The sequence below is a fragment of the Lederbergia graminis genome (assembly GCF_042655485.1).
Taxonomy (GTDB): Bacteria; Bacillota; Bacilli; order Bacillales; family Bacillaceae_C; genus Lederbergia; species Lederbergia graminis.
In genome coordinates, this window is sequence record NZ_JBHSMC010000027.1 from 21,434 (window position 1) to 37,488 (window position 16,055).

Sequence of the window (16,055 nt, forward strand, 5' to 3'; positions counted from 1 at the left end):
TAGTATAATTCCTTATGTCTATGCCATCACCGTTTTCACATATAATTTATATCTATAACTGTATGTGGACTCATTACAACGATTGCTCACCTCATACACTCACTATTTTGTATGGTTTGTATATACTTATTGCCCAACCTCAGGATATATGTACAAAAAATCAATATCATCGTGAAAAGATTAAAAAAAGTTAAAACACAATGGAAAATGACTATATCCTTACTGCGAAAAAACTGATTATTTCCCGAGAAATGTCGAGGTGGTAATATTGGAGACTCACTATTATTGTATGTTGCTGATGATGAAAATTAGAATGTGGGTTGGGAATTGAGGTTTTTGGAAGATGGGGGTTAATTGCGGTATTTGATTAATGGTTTTGGATTGCTGCTGTTTTTGGGAAATGGGGAAAATAAAATTTTGATTATGGGCCATTTGGGTGGGAACTGGGAAGATGGTTGCTTGCTTTATTAGGGATGTTGTATGGGAGTTGATGCGTGTAGCTGTGCGGACATATGTTACTTTAATGGGGTTGGGGATTTATTCGTGACCTCCTACAGCATTTTAATTATCAGGAGGGGAAAGATGGGCGTTCCAGCGTGGTTCGCTCCAACATTTTCCATTTTGAACGCGCGATGAGACTCCCAGCGTGTCCGCCTATAACACTTGTCATCTCATGAGGGAACAATGAACTCTCTAGCGTTACCTCTTACATTGTTTTCCATCTCAAGTGGGAACGGTGAACGTTCTTGCGTTACCACCTTCATCATTTACCACCTCAGGAGGGAACGATAAACCTCGCAACGTGACCACCTTCATCTTTTTCCACCTCAACTAGGCACGATGAACCTTCCATCGTGACCGTCTACAACCTTTTCCACTTCAACCGGGCACAATGAACCTTTCAACGTGACCACCTACTACCTTTTCCATCTCAACTGGGCACGATGAACCTTCCTGCGTGACCGCCTTAACCTTTTGCCACCTCAACTGGGCAGGTTAAACCTTCCAGCGTGACCGCCTTCATCTTTTTCTACCTCAACCGGGCACGATGAACCTTCCAACGTGACCACCTTAACCTTTTGCCACTTCAACTGGGAACGATGAACCTTCCTGCGTGACCGTCTACATCTTTTTCCACCTCAACCGGGCACGTTAAACTCTCCAACGTGACCACTACTCGATTTTTCACTTCAACTGGGAACGATAATCATCCCTGCGTGACCGCCTACATCTTTTTCCACCTCAACTGGTCACGATGAACCTTCCTGCGTGACCGCCTTAACCTTTTGCAACCTCAACTGGGCACGTTAAACCTTCCATCGTGACCGCCTGCACCCTTCCCACCTCAACCTGGGCACGATGGACATCCCTGCCTGACCCTCCCTAACTTTTCCACCCAAAAGGACCACGAATATCATTCCTTCCCCAGCAGAAACAAAAAAAAACGAGCCCAAGGATGGACTCGCTACATTATTATTGTTCTAGATTATTGTCTGCATCTGCATTTGTTTCAGATGAATCTTCATCTGTGTTAGTTCCAGATGTTTCGTTGTCTTTATCGTCTTGGTCAGTAGTTTCTTCGCTACTTTCATCTTCTTGTTGATTTGTTTCTTCGTTTGTTGCATCTTCTTGATCCGCAGCTTCTTCATTACCTTCTGCTTGTGCTTCACTATCATAATCTTGAATTGCAGTTAAAGGTTGTCCAAAGAAACTGATTGGATTTAGTGCAATATTGTTTTTGCGGATTTCAAAATGCACGTGGTTTTTTGCTTCCTTGTTTAATTGGCTTGTACTTGAGATTGCTAGAGTATCACCTTGCTTGACCTTGTCACCAACACTTACTTCGATGTCACGAATAGATTGGTATACCGTCTTAACGCCTTCACCATGGTCAATTTCAATTACATTTCCAAGTAAAGCATCTTGACGTACAGCTGTAACATCACCACTTAGAGCAGCAAGTACTTCAAATGCTGATCCGTCATTCATGGCAATATCTACACCTAAGTTTGGTCGATATGTGTCTCCATCTACAATAAGTGCTGCTTCCTGAGCTTCTCTAGATGCATTTGGGTCAAAGAATTCTGTTACATATTTAACTTCATCTTCATTCAAGACTGGCATTGCAACATTTTCGAAATTCGTGTTAACTTCGATTACCGGCTGTTCATCTTTGCCAGTAGCTTCTTCGTTTGTTTTATTCTGATCTTTTGTTTGGTCAGCTAAATTATCCCCAACTGAAGATTGGTACCAAACAATACCAGAAATAAGTAATGCTGCACAAGCTAAATAAATTGCTGGAAACACCCACCGCTTTTTGAAAAAGTTTTTCCATTGAGAAGATTGGTTCTTTTCTTCCTCTCTCATTTTCATCACCTCTGTCACCATTTTGAACAGAAACAGAGAATTATATACTCGTATACAAGAAAATAACTGTTTATTTTTCGACAAATCCAATAAATTATACATTTTTTTATAAAAAAACAAATAAAAATGCTGATCTTTCGTAGATCAGCACTTTTACCGTACTTTATTTAGATGCGAGTATTTGTTCTGAATACTGATTTACCTCAGAAATGGAGATGTTACTATAATAATGATTCACGATATCCTTATACGTTTTTCCGTCCTTTGCCATCCCATTTGCACCGTATTGACTCATCCCGACTCCATGTCCGTAACCAGTTGTGGTAATGACGATCTTATCATCTTTTCTTACCCATTTAAAATCAGTGGACCGTAAATCAAGTTTTTCCCGTATTTCTCTACCTGTAAATTCTTTACCACCTATCTTAACAGTGGCGACTTTTTTTCCAGTAGTTCGGCTTGTTATCGTGCCAATGTCTTTTTTGTCCTCTAGCTTCACTCCAAGCTTCTCTTCAAAAACTTTTATAGGAATTTCCGTTTTACTTGTGAATTTTGGTGAATCACTATCCCATGGACTTTCTACACTCACTAAATATGGAATCTGATTTTTCCAATATTCATCGGCATTTTCCGTATATCCATTACTTGTAGAAAAGAATGAAGCAGTTATCGGCATATTATTGTAGGTTAAAATTTCACCTTCTGTCGCTTTTACAGCTGTTCTTATTTTTCTTAGATTCTTTTCATAATCGTCTCCCCAGTTTTTCTTCATATCCTCTTGATTTAGAAAAACTTGATGATCAACTGTATCCATTATATTAGCACCCTCTGGAAGACCTTCTACATTTCCATTTAGCAGGTGGTTCACGATATAAGTGCGTGCGGCGAGTGCTTGTGCTTTTAATGCCTCTAGTTCAAATTCGGCAGGCATTTCAGCGGCAACAACACCGACCACATATTCTTCCAGTGGATATTTTTCAATTTCTTTTGTTTCCGTACGAAAAACAGCAACTTCTGTACCACTATCTGCGAATGTAATTTCCTGACCTCCATGGTTTTCCGCTAATTTCCCGTTCGATTTTCCTTTGTTTGTAGGTAGAACAAGTAAGGATGGTAGTGTAAATGTTAGTACGATTAAAATGGCGGCAATAACGAAGATTGGTTTCAATTGTTTCATACCTATTCCTCCAATACAGAATTAAGCAATAAAGCTTAGTTCATGTATATGGGTGTGGACAAGCATTTATGACAAGAATCACTCTCTTCGTCTTCCTCTTCTTACGATGAAATAAATAAGACCTCCGATTAGTATGAGCGCAAGAAAAACCGGAATATTTCCTATTAAAAATACCACCATTGCCGATGAAGCAGTTAAGAGGAAATTCATACTATCGGCAAATTGTTTTTTCGTCTTATCCCATGTATTTAATTTACTTTTATCAATGTCTGGAATAATTACAGCGCTCTCATACATGTTAATATTCACAGTAGAAAAAGAAACTTGATTGTCTATATACTTCATCTGTCCTTTTAAAACTTCAATCTCTTCTTGTACTTTCGATAAGTCACTAGAGATCTTCAATAAATCTTCCGTTTTCGTTGCCTTTTCCATAAATTCGAGTAATCTCTCTTCTACAACTAGTTTTGATTTCAATCTCGAGTCTAAGTCAATATACTGCTCTGTCACATCCTGCCCAGTTACACTACGATTAAGGACATCTGCAACTTCCCCTTCTGCCGCTGTTAAAAATTGTTGGAAATACTCCTCGGGTATACGTACGATGAGATTCGCACTTTTCGCAGTATCATCTTCGCGGTACACATTAGATTCAACAATATATCCTCCAAGATCCTTTACTTTCTTCTCTATTTTTTGCTGCGTTTTTTCCAAATCTACAACATTCACTTCCAGCCGAGCTCTGTGGATAATCATCCTATCCTCTTGTTGCATCTCTACTTTTTTCGACTCACGAGCTTGCTCTTCTGCTGCATCATAGTCGGCAGCAATACTTGACTCTGCGTTATCATTAGTACCTGCATAGTCGCCCCTAGACGACTCCATTTTTGCATCATGTTGTCGAGCACTACACGCAGCTAAAATAACAACTAATAATATGATGGAAAGCTTTTTTGTCATTCAATCACCTCATGCTATTTTAGATAAAGACGATTGTCGTAAAAAAAAGTTACACTTTGGATACATTTCTTTAGAAAACTGCTTTTAATTGAAAATTGGGACTGTGCTTTTGTGGAGTTTTACGATTCTTTTTGAAGATGGAGGCGATTTATTGGTGTCTTTTTTCACGTAGGGGAAAGTTATTTTATTCTTTGTTTCGCTTTTGGTCGTTGAGCTGCTTCTTTTCGATGCTAGACCTTTTCTTTTAGCCGCTCGAGCCTTTCTATTGAACGCTCAGCACTTCCTTTTGTATGCTCAGATACTTCTTTTGTAAGCTGTGTTTTCTTTTCGCCGGTGGGCACCTCCTTTTCAACGCTCAGGCCTTTCTTTTAGTCACTGGCTCCTTTTTATTGAACGCTCAGCACTTCCTTTTGTATGCTCAGATACTTCTTTTGTAAGCTGCATTTTCTTTTCGCCGATGGATGCCTTCTTTTCAACGCTCAACCCTTGCTTTTCGACACTCGATCCGTTTTATTAAACGCTCAGTACTTCCTTTTGTATGCTTAGGCATCTCTTTTGTGAGCTGCATTTTCTTTTCGCTGATGGATGCCTTCTTTTCAACGCTCAACCCTTGCTTTTCGACGCTCGTTCCGTTTTATTGAACGCTCAGCATTTCCTTTTGTATGCTCAGACATCTCTTTTGTGAGCTGCATTTTCTTTTCGTCGATGAACGCCTCCTTTTCAACGCTCAACCCTTGCTTTTAGCCGCTCGCGACTTTTTATTGAACGCTCAGCATCGCCTTTTGGCTGCTCAAGCATCTCTTTTGTGAGCTGCATTTTCTTTTCGCCGATGCGCGCCTTCTTTTCAACGCTCGCCCCTTGCTTTTCGACGCTTTCTCCGTTTTATTGAACGCTCAGTCTCTTCTTTTATCCTCTACGTATTTTTTGAACAGGTGAACGAATGGTACCGTCATATGAATCGCATTCTTGAGCGGATATCGATTTCCAAACCAAAAAAGGTTATCCTCCAGTACGTATACTGTGGATAACCTATTGTTTTCAATTATTAAGTTTAAGATTAAGTTCTTGTTGTGTTACTTCTTCTACTTCATCATTATAACGTTCGATGTCTGCACCAAGTGCTTTTAGTTTTAGATGGAAGTTTAGGTAGCCACGGTCAAGATGTTTTAGTTCTGTAACACGTGTGTATCCATCTGCTTTTAAACCTGCAATGATTAATGCTGCAGCTGCACGCAAGTCGGTTGCAGTTACTTCTGCACCTTGCAATTTAGCTGGACCGCTAATAATGACAGAGCGTCCTTCGATTTTGATGTCGGAATTCATTCTTCTGAATTCTTCGGCATGCATATACCTGTTTTCAAAAACTGTTTCTGTAATTACACTCGTTCCTTCTGCACAGACAAGTAAGGCCATCATTTGTGATTGCATGTCTGTAGGAAATCCTGGATGCGGCATTGTTTTAATATCTACCGCTTTGAGCCGATCTGGCCCAATAACACGAATACCATTGCTTTCTTCAAGAACTGTTACATTCATCTCTTCTAGCTTAGATATGACGGATGACAAATGTTCCGGGACTGCTCCTTGTACTAGTACATTTCCACCAGTTATTGCAGCTGCAACCATGAATGTTCCAGCTTCAATTCTGTCAGGAATAATTGTATGGTCAGCGCCATATAATTTCTCAACACCAGCAATTCGGATTGTTCCAGTACCAGCGCCTCTTACTTGTGCACCCATACTATTTAAATAATTAGCTAAGTCAACGATTTCTGGTTCTTTCGCACAGTTCTCAATGACAGTGTATCCTTCAGCCAGAACAGCAGCCATCATGATGTTCTGGGTTGCACCAACACTTGGGAAGTCTAAATAGATTTTGGCACCTTTTAATTTATCTGCCGTAGCTTCAATGAAGCCATTTTCTACTCTAACTGTAGCTCCCATTGCCTCAAAGCCTTTTAAATGAAGGTCAATTGGACGTGAACCAATTGCGCAACCACCAGGTAACGCAACACGTGCTTTCCCTTGTCTTGCAAGAAGCGAACCCATTACAAGAACAGATGCCCTCATCTTGCGGACGTATTCAAATGGCGCCTCAATGTTTAGTTCCTCTGATGCATCCACAACTACTGTCTTATTCTCAAAATCCACCTTAGCATTTAAATGGCGAAGTACTTCATTAATCGTATATACATCAGAGAGTGTTGGTACATCTCGAATAATACTTTTTCCTTCACTAGCTAACAATGATGCAGCGATCACAGGCAATACAGCATTCTTTGCTCCCTCAACTTTTACAGTGCCGTTAAGCCTTTTTCCGCCGCGGACGATGATTTTTTCCAAGTGTATTCCCCTCCGCGTCCGTATTCTTTATATTAATATTCAATCGTTAAGATGGGTGTGCCGATCACATAAATTGTTCCTTTACCCATTTCCTTTTTCCTAAGCGCTAGTTGCATATTCATTTCGTTATTTGTTAAAGATAATGTTTGGGAAAATAGAGTGGAATGCGCAGAAATGGACGCGAAATCCTCTTCTCTCAGTGATTCAATTTCTTTCGCTTGAAAAGAATGTAAGATTTCATCTAATGAGCCATTTAATATTTCATCTATTTCCTCATTGAATTCGCCTTTTATACAAGAGAACATGACTGGTTTTCCGTCAAAAAGGGATACATAGTTGTCATCCATTAATTGTGAAATCTGCTTTTCAACATTTGAATTCCAGCTTGTACCTTTTACCTCGTAAATAATATACGAAGTTTGTCTATTTATGTCAGTAAGATTGGTTGATAAAACTTTAATAATTTCGGTAAAAGCGCCATGATTGGCCGTACCAATAATAGATCTCGAATCTTCATCCATCGAAGACTGCCAATCCATATGTGGATATTGCTTTTCCAGCTGTTGTTGTTTATCAGCCCATTCCTTCTCGGTTGTCAGATAGACAGATTCTCTTGCATATAGAGACCATTCAATCATTGTTTCATCATACTTGTTCATTGCATCGATTAACTTGCTTATATCTGTATGATTTTGTTCAGCATTGGTGTTATTCCCATAAAAAACATAAATAAAACAAAACGTTGCTAAAATAATTGAACTAATAACAGTAATTTCTTTCCATCTCATGTCCTCTCCCCCTTAGTTACATTATTGCCACTACGGGGAAAGACATACTTAAAGATTACATGTTATGTTAGACTATTTCTGCGCACCTGAGTCGACAGGATTCGTCACATCTTTTCAATTTTATACAATTATGATGAAAAAAGAAACAGGGAAAAAGTCCCGAAATTGACCTTTATTTCCTATTTAAAAAAGTAATTCAATTTGCCTGGACCAATATAAATAATCTAGAAAGAAATTGCTGACAGATGATCCAATAACAATGGTAAGAAGGATGTATAATAGCCTAGCTTGGAATACGCGATTCCCTCTTAATAATTTATCAAAGTGTAAGGCTTGAAGTGCATAGAAAGTAATTCCTATGAAGACTAGATGAGAGAGGATATTGAGTATTGCTTGTTGTCCTAAATTTTCTAGCATAATTAGCCTCCTGTAAGAATTTAGCTTAATCAGTAGCATAAAACAAGTAACACCTTCTGACCTTGTCGTTCAGAAGGTGTTTTAAATGTATATGTTTAGCAGAATATCCATCGACTCGTCCATTTCTACCCAAGGGTCGATGAATAGGTACTTCTGCTTTTTTAACTGTGTTTATATACGTCGATTCGATTCATGGCCCGTTTTAGTGCCAGTTGCGCACGTTTGGCATCGATGTCGTCTTGTGCTCCTTGCAGTCGGCTTTCAGCTCGTTTTCTTGCTTCTTCCGCTCTCGCAATATCGATGCTTTCTGCTCTTTCAGCTGTTTGTGCAAGAATCGTTACTTTATCTGGTTGAACTTCTAAAAATCCACCATTAATCGCAACATATTCTGTTTTACTACCGACATTAATGCGTGCGGCAGCAATTTGAAGTGGAGCAACCATCGGAACGTGTCCTGCTAAAATTCCGATTTCGCCTAACTCAGTTTTTGTGCTAATCATTTCCACTTCTGAGTCAAAAACCGGACCGTTGGGAGTAACAATACTTACATGAAATGTTTTCATAAATTACAAACCCTCCTGGTCCAAATTATACTTCTACGCCCATTTCTTGTGCTTTCTTGATGGCATCATCAATTGTACCTACAAGACGGAAAGCATCCTCTGGTAAATGATCGTATTTACCTTCTAATAATTCTTTGAAGCCTTTAACAGTTTCTTGAACAGGTACATAAGATCCTGGTTGACCAGTAAACTGTTCTGCAACGTGGAAGTTTTGTGATAGGAAGAATTGGATACGACGAGCACGGCCAACAATTAGCTTATCCTCATCAGATAATTCATCCATACCTAGAATTGCAATGATATCTTGTAATTCTTTATAACGTTGCAATGTTTGCTGTACATTACGAGCTACTTCATAGTGCTCTTCCCCAACGATTTCAGGTGAAAGTGCTCTAGATGTAGACGCTAATGGATCCACCGCAGGATAGATACCCATCTCAGAAAGTTTACGCTCTAGGTTTGTTGTTGCATCCAAGTGAGCGAAAGTTGTTGCTGGAGCTGGGTCAGTATAGTCATCCGCTGGTACATAAATCGCTTGAATAGATGTTACGGATCCAACGTTTGTAGATGTAATACGCTCTTGCAATTGACCCATTTCTGTAGCAAGTGTTGGTTGGTATCCAACCGCTGATGGCATACGACCTAATAGGGCAGAAACCTCAGAACCTGCTTGTGTAAAACGGAAAATGTTATCGATGAAGAATAGAACGTCTTGTCCTTGTTCATCACGGAAATATTCCGCCATTGTAAGACCTGTAAGAGCAACACGCATACGTGCACCAGGTGGTTCGTTCATCTGACCGAATACCATCGCTGTTTTGTTAATAACTCCAGAGTCTTTCATTTCATAGTAAAGGTCATTACCTTCACGTGTACGTTCTCCAACACCAGCGAACACGGAAATACCACCATGCTCTTGTGCGATGTTGTTAATAAGTTCTTGGATTAATACGGTTTTACCAACACCGGCACCACCGAACAAACCAATCTTACCACCCTTAATGTAAGGTGCTAATAAGTCAACAACTTTAATTCCAGTTTCGAGAATTTCTACGTCTGTAGAAAGTTGCTCGAATTTAGGTGCTTCACGGTGAATTGGATCACGGCGTACACCTGCTTCAATTTTTTCATCGAGGTCAATGTTATCACCAAGTACGTTGAATACACGTCCTAGTGTTACATCACCTACTGGAACGGAAATTGGTCCACCTGTATCGATAACATCCATTCCGCGTTGAACACCATCAGTTGATGCCATCGCAATTGTACGAACAGTATCATCGCCAAGATGAAGGGCAACTTCCAATGTCAAGTCTATATTTACTTCTGATGCTGTTTTCGCAGCATAAGTAACTTTTAATGCGTTATAAATTTCAGGGAGTTGGCCATTAGGAAACTTTACGTCTACGACCGGTCCTGTTACTTGTAGAACTTGTCCTTTGTTCATCATTTCCCCTCCTAGCTGGGTTATGTCTTACTTTTTATAAAAGCGAAAGGCGCTTGCGACGGAAGGAAGGCTAAGGTCACAACATCCTGTTGTAACGCCTTCCTGACCCGCATCGTGCGGGCCCGCGACAAGCAAATGTTCTGATCTAAAGAAAGGCGTTTTTTGCCTTTCAGTGAGTCAGGTGATTTGAACTCGTGCAGATGGCTTCTTGAGCTAGAAAGAACGAATATCCGTTCAAAAGTTAGCTCATTCGACTGCATTTCTATTCTAGAGCTGCAACTCCACCGACGATTTCGGTGATTTCTTGCGTGATTTTCGCTTGTCGCGCTCTGTTAAATGATAATGTTAATGAATCGATAAGCTCGAAAGCATTATCTGTAGCAGTTTTCATCGCAGTCATACTTGATGCGTGCTCACTTGCTTTTGCATCAAGAAGTGCCCCGTATATTAAGCTCTCTGCATACTGTGGAAGTAATACTTCTAAAATTGCATCTGCAGATGGCTCATATTCATAAGTCAAATTCGATGCTGCTGAAGAGTCAAGATCTGTAAGTGGTAAAATCTTTTTCTCCGTTACCTCTTGAGATATGGCACTTACGTAATGGTTGTAATACATATAAAGTTCATCATATGTACCATCTGTAAACATGCCAGTCGCTTTACTTGTAATTTCCATAATATCTGTAAAGCTTGGTTGGTCTGGTAGTCCATTGATTTCAAGTACAACGTTCATTTCTCTTTTTAGGAAGAAATCTCTCCCTACTTTTCCGATTGCGATAATCGCATAATCGTCCTTAGATTGGTGACGTTCTTGAATCTTATTATACACAGCACGAAGGATACTGCTGTTGTATGGACCAACTAGACCACGGTCAGCTGTAATTACGATATAGCCAGTTCTTTTTACTGGTCTGGATACAAGCATAGGATGTTCGGCGTCTTGACTACCAGCTGCAATACTTGCGACTACTTCTTGGATTTTATCCATATATGGTACGAATGCTTTTGCGTTCATTTCTGCTCTGTTCAGTTTTGCAGCAGAAACCATTTGCATCGCTTTTGTAATTTGGCTTGTTTTTTTCGTCGAGTTGATGCGAGATTGTATATCCCTTAAGGATGCCACTAATTCTCACCACCCTTTTATCAAAAGTTTGGTATAGCTTTGCCTCAGACCACAAGATTAGCATAACTTGATTTCCGCTGCGGACACTCGCTTTCCGCGGGTGGGTCGGTGAGCCTCCTCGGCGCCAAGCGCCTGTCTAGCTTCGGCTCCTAGCGGCTAGCGAACGATCCTCTCCTTCCCCTACGATAAGTCAACATCGGCTCGTTCCTCTCCGTGTTTCCTTTATCTCAGTTCAGGAGAGTCTCCCGTTCGTACGCCGCTAAACAGTCGCCTCCGCTTTTCTTACTCCGGGGCTCACCCTGACCCGTTCCTCCCGCAGGAGTCTCGTGTCCTTCGCTCCAATCAAATAGATGAATAAATGATCTCGAGCAAATTCTTTAAGTTATATCAATTATTATTCGCTTTTAACGAATGTGTTTTTGAATGTGTTGAGTGCGTCTGCCATTTTTTCGTCAGCAGGTAGTTTGCCTGTTGTGCGAATTTCTTCTAGTAGTTCTGCACGGTTGTGGTCAAGCCAGCTGTATAGTCCATCTTCGAAGCGAAGGATGTCTGATACAGGGATATCGTCTAGGAAGCCTCTAGTTAATGCATATAAAATCATAACTTGCTTCTCAACTTTGATTGGCTTGTTTAGATCTTGCTTCAATACCTCTACAGTACGTTGACCACGGTTTAATTTCGCTTGTGTTGCTTTATCAAGGTCAGAACCAAACTGAGCAAATGATTCCAATTCACGGAATGATGCTAAGTCAAGACGAAGCGTACCGGCAACTGATTTCATTGCTTTAATTTGTGCTGATCCTCCAACACGGGATACGGATAAACCTGCGTTAATCGCTGGGCGAACCCCAGAGAAGAATAGGTCAGATTGCAAGAAAATTTGTCCATCTGTGATGGAAATTACGTTTGTTGGGATATAAGCAGAGATATCGCCAGCTTGTGTCTCAACAAATGGTAGAGCAGTTAAAGAACCGCCACCTTTTGCATCACTAAGCTTCGCAGCACGTTCCAATAGACGGGAGTGTAAGTAGAAAACATCCCCTGGATATGCTTCACGACCTGGAGGACGGCGAAGTAGTAAGGAAAGCTCACGATATGCAGCAGCTTGCTTAGATAAATCATCATATACAACTAGTACGTGTTTACCGTTGTACATGAATTCTTCACCCATCGTAACACCTGCATATGGTGCTAAGTATAAAAGTGGTGCTGGTTGTGATGCAGATGCAGTCACAACAATTGTGTAATCAAGTGCACCATGTTTACGTAATGTTTCAACTGCACCACGAACAGTAGATTCTTTTTGACCAATCGCAACGTACACACAAATCATGTTTTGATCACGTTGGTTCAAGATTGTATCGATAGCTACAGTTGTTTTACCAGTTTGACGGTCTCCGATAATAAGCTCACGTTGACCACGACCAATCGGAACAAGCGCGTCAATCGCTTTGATACCTGTTTGTAGTGGTTCGTGTACTGATTTACGGTCCATAACTCCTGGTGCTTCTGCTTCAATTGGACGTGTTTTTGTTGTATTAATTGGACCTAAACCATCTACTGGTTGTCCTAGTGAATTCACGACGCGGCCAATTAGTTCTTCCCCAACTGGCACTTCCATAATACGGCCTGTACGGCGTACTTGGTCACCTTCACGAATATCTTTATATGGTCCTAGGATGACGATACCAACATTACTTTCCTCTAGGTTTTGCGCCATACCCATAACACCATTTGAGAACTCAACTAGTTCTCCTGCCATGACATTGTCCAGTCCATAAGCGCGGGCGATACCGTCCCCGACTTGGATAACTGTACCAACATCCGTTACTTCCATATCAGCCTGATAATTCTCAATTTGCTTTTTTATCAGGGCGCTGATTTCTTCAGCTTTGATGCTCATGAATTTCACCCCTCGTTAATCAAGTCAATTAATCAATTACGTCTCTACGTAATTGCGCTATTTTAATTGGTTAATGTGCGTTCTAGGCGGTCAAGCTTTCCTCGCAGACTACCATCAAAAATACGATTACCAATACGAACCTTTATTCCACCAAGTAGATTTGAATCTACAATATTTTTAATATTTAAGGATCGTCTACCAACTTTTGCTGCAAATGATGCAGAAATAGATTCTGCTTCAGATGGAGTTAGCGGACGTGCAGAATATACAGTTGCATCTGCAACACCATTATCCAAATTCGCATAGTCAATAAATGATTTCGCAACATCGGCAATCTCGCTTTGACGTTTGCGATCAACTAGGAGCATAATCGTATGTAGAACGGGTTCCGATACTCCAGAGAATACTGATGCTACAATATCCTTTTTGTTGTTAACAGCAAGATTCGGAGACGATAGTAAGGTAATAAAGTCTTGATTTTCATTAATGACTTTTCTTACTGCACGTAATTCATCTACTAATTTTTGAACATTATTTTGTTCTTTAGCAAGTTCATACAATGCTAAAGCATAACGTTCTGCGACAACGTTTTGGCTCATGGTTACTCTCCTGCCTTTTGAACGTAGTCATTGATCAATTTCTGCTGATCTTCTTCATTTAGTTCCTTTTCAATAACTTTAGAAGCAATCATGACAGATAATGTTGCTACTTGTTCACGTAAAGCAGTAACTGCTTGTTCTTTTTGTTGTTCGATTTCTAAACGAGCAGATTCTTTTAACCTTTCTGCTTCTTCACGCGCTAATTTCACAATTTCTTGACGCTCTGATTCACCATGCTTCTTGGAATCTTCGATCATTTGTTGTGCTTCAAGACGAGCTTCTTTTAAGAGTGCCTTTTGCTCCTCTACTAATTTCGCAGATTCTGCACGGCTTTTTTCTGCCTCTTCAATTTCATTCGCAATATGTTCTTCACGCTTAATCATGATTCCCATTAATGGGCCCCATGCAACTTTTTTCAAAATGAACATTAACACGAGGAATGCTGCGAGTGTATATAAAACATCACCAGGTGCAAATCTGGCTTCAGCAGCTCCAAGGATAAAATTTGCAAACATGCTTGCTTCACTCCCTTCGAAAATCAAGGTAATCTATGACTAACTCTATAGTTCTATTTACATAATATTGAAATGGCGAAGATTCACAGCAAGTGAGCTTCGCCATTTCAAGCTTGTGATCAAGCAATAAGCTCTAGTATGAGCTGGTTATTCACCCTCAAACCAGAACTACTTTTATCATTATCTACCTTGCAACATGAACGCGATAACCGCACCCATGATAGGAATCGCCTCAACGATACCTACACCGATGAACATTGTAGTTTGAAGCATACCACGTGCTTCTGGTTGACGTGCCATACCTTCAACTGTTTTTGAAACGATCATACCGTTACCAAGACCCGCTGCTAAAGCTGATAATCCGATTGCTACTGCTGCTGCTATACCATACATTATTTATTTCCTCCTCTATTATATAAAAAATAAGTTTTCCGTTCTTAATGAACGGGTATATATTAATGGTCAGAACTCACTTTGTGCGAGATATAAACCATCGTTAACATTGTAAAGATAAATGCCTGTAGGGCACCTACAAAGATACTAAATCCTTGCCATACCATTAGTGGAATAAATCCACCGATAGCACCTACTGCTCCAACTGCTGCTAATTTTACTAATAGGGCAATAAGTACTTCCCCAGCATATAGGTTTCCGTAAAGACGGAGTCCAAGACTGAGTGAGTTTGCTAGTTCCTCAATAATTTTAAAAGGGAACATAAATCCTACTGGACGGAAGAAATCACGACCATATTCTTGTATACCTCTAGCTCTAATACCATAGTAATGGGATAGAACAATAACCATTACTGACAGGGTTAGGGTCACGACTGGGTCTGCCGTAGGTGATTTCCACCAAAGGTCGTGGTCTACTACTATCGCAAATGGTAACCCAAGCATATTGGATACAAAAATAAACAATAGCAGGGTGAGTCCTAGCAGATGAAAATTCCCACCTGTTTTCCAATCCATATTATTTTTAATAATTCCTTTAACAAAATCCATGACCCATTCCATGAAATTCTGCATTCCGGTTGGTTTCATCGCTAGCTTTCTAGTAGAAATTACTGCGATAAGAATTACAATGATTGCTGCAATCGTAATCATCAGTACGTTTGATAAGTTAAACGTTATCCCCAAAATGTCGACATATGGTGCTCCATGTTCCAATCAAGTTCACCTCTCTTCCCGCTTTTCTCGGGATTTGAAAATTTGTTGAATAATAAAATCTATGTAGATGACAGCATAAGCCGTCGCTACTCCAATAATAACACTGGTGAGATTAAATAATTCAGGGAATTTCGTTGCTATATAAACAGCAACAATCACGGCAGCCATTCTCATTAAAGTACCAATGGAATATGCTTTTTTTCCCTCTGCCACAGCATTACCGAGCCGAGTTACCTTCCTGTACAAATTCCAATGATTATAAAGACTGACAGTGGTGCCGAAAAACAGGCCCAGAAAGATAGTTTTATAATCCGTGAATCCCCAGCCGAGAATATATAGTGACATTAAATACAACATGTATTTGCAGTGTCTGAAAAATAGTTGTTGGAGTTCCGGCATATCTTTTTAATCTCCTAAAAGAAATGTCGAACTTTGCGGGCCATTTGTAGTACGTGATAGGCAAGAAGAAGTTCGATGAAAGGTCTGAGTACAAAAGCGCTTTCTCTGTAGAAAAACACCGGGATTTCCCTAATACTCATACCCTTGATAGCATACAATAGCAATATGTCAAAGTCAATGTGTTTTCGGTCATTTTAATAGAAAGGATTCACCGAAAAGCACATATCGTTCACAAAATTATCACTTGCCATCTATCATCCCTTTTTTCGACCTAATTTCAACAAATTC

The 16,055-nt window shown here is 40.1% G+C and carries 15 protein-coding genes; all 15 read right to left on the bottom strand.

What is annotated here, in order from left to right; genetic code table 11:
* Nucleotides 1-1,473 precede the first annotated feature (1,473 nt).
* Nucleotides 1,474-2,367, bottom strand: a complete 894-nt coding sequence (locus ACFPM4_RS17125; protein WP_382354475.1) for a peptidoglycan DD-metalloendopeptidase family protein — start codon at nucleotides 2,365-2,367, stop codon at nucleotides 1,474-1,476.
* Nucleotides 2,368-2,530: 163 nt separating this feature from the next.
* Nucleotides 2,531-3,544, bottom strand: a complete 1,014-nt coding sequence (spoIID, locus tag ACFPM4_RS17130; protein ID WP_382354478.1) for a stage II sporulation protein D — start codon at nucleotides 3,542-3,544, stop codon at nucleotides 2,531-2,533.
* 78 nt (nucleotides 3,545-3,622) lie between these two features.
* The gene (locus ACFPM4_RS17135) at nucleotides 3,623-4,504 is read right to left on the bottom strand and encodes a DUF4349 domain-containing protein (protein WP_382354481.1); all 882 of its coding nucleotides are present in this window, start codon (nucleotides 4,502-4,504) and stop codon (nucleotides 3,623-3,625) included.
* A 1,038-nt stretch (nucleotides 4,505-5,542) separates the two neighbouring features.
* Nucleotides 5,543-6,847 carry a UDP-N-acetylglucosamine 1-carboxyvinyltransferase gene (gene murA / locus ACFPM4_RS17140; protein WP_144920723.1) on the bottom strand — a complete coding sequence of 435 codons (1,305 nt, stop codon included), beginning with the start codon at nucleotides 6,845-6,847 and terminating at the stop codon, nucleotides 5,543-5,545.
* A 32-nt stretch (nucleotides 6,848-6,879) separates the two neighbouring features.
* Nucleotides 6,880-7,635 (bottom strand): YwmB family TATA-box binding protein, encoded by a 756-nt coding sequence (locus ACFPM4_RS17145; RefSeq protein ID WP_382354485.1) that lies wholly within the window; start codon nucleotides 7,633-7,635, stop codon nucleotides 6,880-6,882.
* A gap of 183 nt (nucleotides 7,636-7,818) precedes the next feature.
* Nucleotides 7,819-8,052, bottom strand: coding sequence for a DUF1146 family protein (locus ACFPM4_RS17150; protein ID WP_144920727.1), 234 nt, complete (start codon nucleotides 8,050-8,052; stop codon nucleotides 7,819-7,821).
* A 161-nt stretch (nucleotides 8,053-8,213) separates the two neighbouring features.
* On the bottom strand, nucleotides 8,214-8,615 hold the full coding sequence (locus ACFPM4_RS17155; protein WP_144920729.1) for a F0F1 ATP synthase subunit epsilon: 402 nt from the start codon (nucleotides 8,613-8,615) through the stop codon (nucleotides 8,214-8,216).
* A gap of 25 nt (nucleotides 8,616-8,640) precedes the next feature.
* Complete coding sequence (gene atpD / locus ACFPM4_RS17160; protein ID WP_382354490.1) at nucleotides 8,641-10,062, bottom strand: F0F1 ATP synthase subunit beta; 1,422 nt, start codon at nucleotides 10,060-10,062, stop codon at nucleotides 8,641-8,643.
* Nucleotides 10,063-10,324: 262 nt separating this feature from the next.
* Nucleotides 10,325-11,185, bottom strand: coding sequence for a F0F1 ATP synthase subunit gamma (locus ACFPM4_RS17165; protein WP_144920733.1), 861 nt, complete (start codon nucleotides 11,183-11,185; stop codon nucleotides 10,325-10,327).
* Between the two features lie 394 nt (nucleotides 11,186-11,579).
* The gene (atpA, locus tag ACFPM4_RS17170; protein ID WP_382354493.1) at nucleotides 11,580-13,088 is read right to left on the bottom strand and encodes a F0F1 ATP synthase subunit alpha; all 1,509 of its coding nucleotides are present in this window, start codon (nucleotides 13,086-13,088) and stop codon (nucleotides 11,580-11,582) included.
* A 62-nt stretch (nucleotides 13,089-13,150) separates the two neighbouring features.
* Nucleotides 13,151-13,687: a F0F1 ATP synthase subunit delta gene (locus ACFPM4_RS17175; protein WP_382354496.1), complete on the bottom strand. Its 537-nt coding sequence runs from the start codon at nucleotides 13,685-13,687 to the stop codon at nucleotides 13,151-13,153.
* Between the two features lie 2 nt (nucleotides 13,688-13,689).
* Nucleotides 13,690-14,202, bottom strand: a complete 513-nt coding sequence (gene atpF / locus ACFPM4_RS17180; protein WP_144920739.1) for a F0F1 ATP synthase subunit B — start codon at nucleotides 14,200-14,202, stop codon at nucleotides 13,690-13,692.
* Nucleotides 14,203-14,382: 180 nt separating this feature from the next.
* Nucleotides 14,383-14,595: a F0F1 ATP synthase subunit C gene (gene atpE, locus ACFPM4_RS17185; protein WP_144920741.1), complete on the bottom strand. Its 213-nt coding sequence runs from the start codon at nucleotides 14,593-14,595 to the stop codon at nucleotides 14,383-14,385.
* A gap of 62 nt (nucleotides 14,596-14,657) precedes the next feature.
* Nucleotides 14,658-15,368: a F0F1 ATP synthase subunit A gene (atpB, locus tag ACFPM4_RS17190; RefSeq protein WP_382354501.1), complete on the bottom strand. Its 711-nt coding sequence runs from the start codon at nucleotides 15,366-15,368 to the stop codon at nucleotides 14,658-14,660.
* 6 nt (nucleotides 15,369-15,374) lie between these two features.
* Nucleotides 15,375-15,767, bottom strand: coding sequence for an ATP synthase subunit I (locus ACFPM4_RS17195; RefSeq protein ID WP_382354504.1), 393 nt, complete (start codon nucleotides 15,765-15,767; stop codon nucleotides 15,375-15,377).
* Nucleotides 15,768-16,055 lie beyond the last annotated feature (288 nt).

Coding starts and splice junctions, on each gene's coding strand:
- ACFPM4_RS17125 (WP_382354475.1), bottom strand. CDS start 2,367: ATGAGAGAGGAAGAAAAGAACCAATCTTCTCAATGGAAAAACTTTTTC.
- spoIID (WP_382354478.1), bottom strand. CDS start 3,544: ATGAAACAATTGAAACCAATCTTCGTTATTGCCGCCATTTTAATCGTA.
- ACFPM4_RS17135 (WP_382354481.1), bottom strand. CDS start 4,504: ATGACAAAAAAGCTTTCCATCATATTATTAGTTGTTATTTTAGCTGCG.
- ACFPM4_RS17145 (WP_382354485.1), bottom strand. CDS start 7,635: ATGAGATGGAAAGAAATTACTGTTATTAGTTCAATTATTTTAGCAACG.
- ACFPM4_RS17150 (WP_144920727.1), bottom strand. CDS start 8,052: ATGCTAGAAAATTTAGGACAACAAGCAATACTCAATATCCTCTCTCAT.
- ACFPM4_RS17155 (WP_144920729.1), bottom strand. CDS start 8,615: ATGAAAACATTTCATGTAAGTATTGTTACTCCCAACGGTCCGGTTTTT.
- atpD (WP_382354490.1), bottom strand. CDS start 10,062: ATGAACAAAGGACAAGTTCTACAAGTAACAGGACCGGTCGTAGACGTA.
- atpA (WP_382354493.1), bottom strand. CDS start 13,088: ATGAGCATCAAAGCTGAAGAAATCAGCGCCCTGATAAAAAAGCAAATT.
- ACFPM4_RS17175 (WP_382354496.1), bottom strand. CDS start 13,687: ATGAGCCAAAACGTTGTCGCAGAACGTTATGCTTTAGCATTGTATGAA.
- atpF (WP_144920739.1), bottom strand. CDS start 14,202: ATGTTTGCAAATTTTATCCTTGGAGCTGCTGAAGCCAGATTTGCACCT.
- atpE (WP_144920741.1), bottom strand. CDS start 14,595: ATGTATGGTATAGCAGCAGCAGTAGCAATCGGATTATCAGCTTTAGCA.
- ACFPM4_RS17195 (WP_382354504.1), bottom strand. CDS start 15,767: ATGCCGGAACTCCAACAACTATTTTTCAGACACTGCAAATACATGTTG.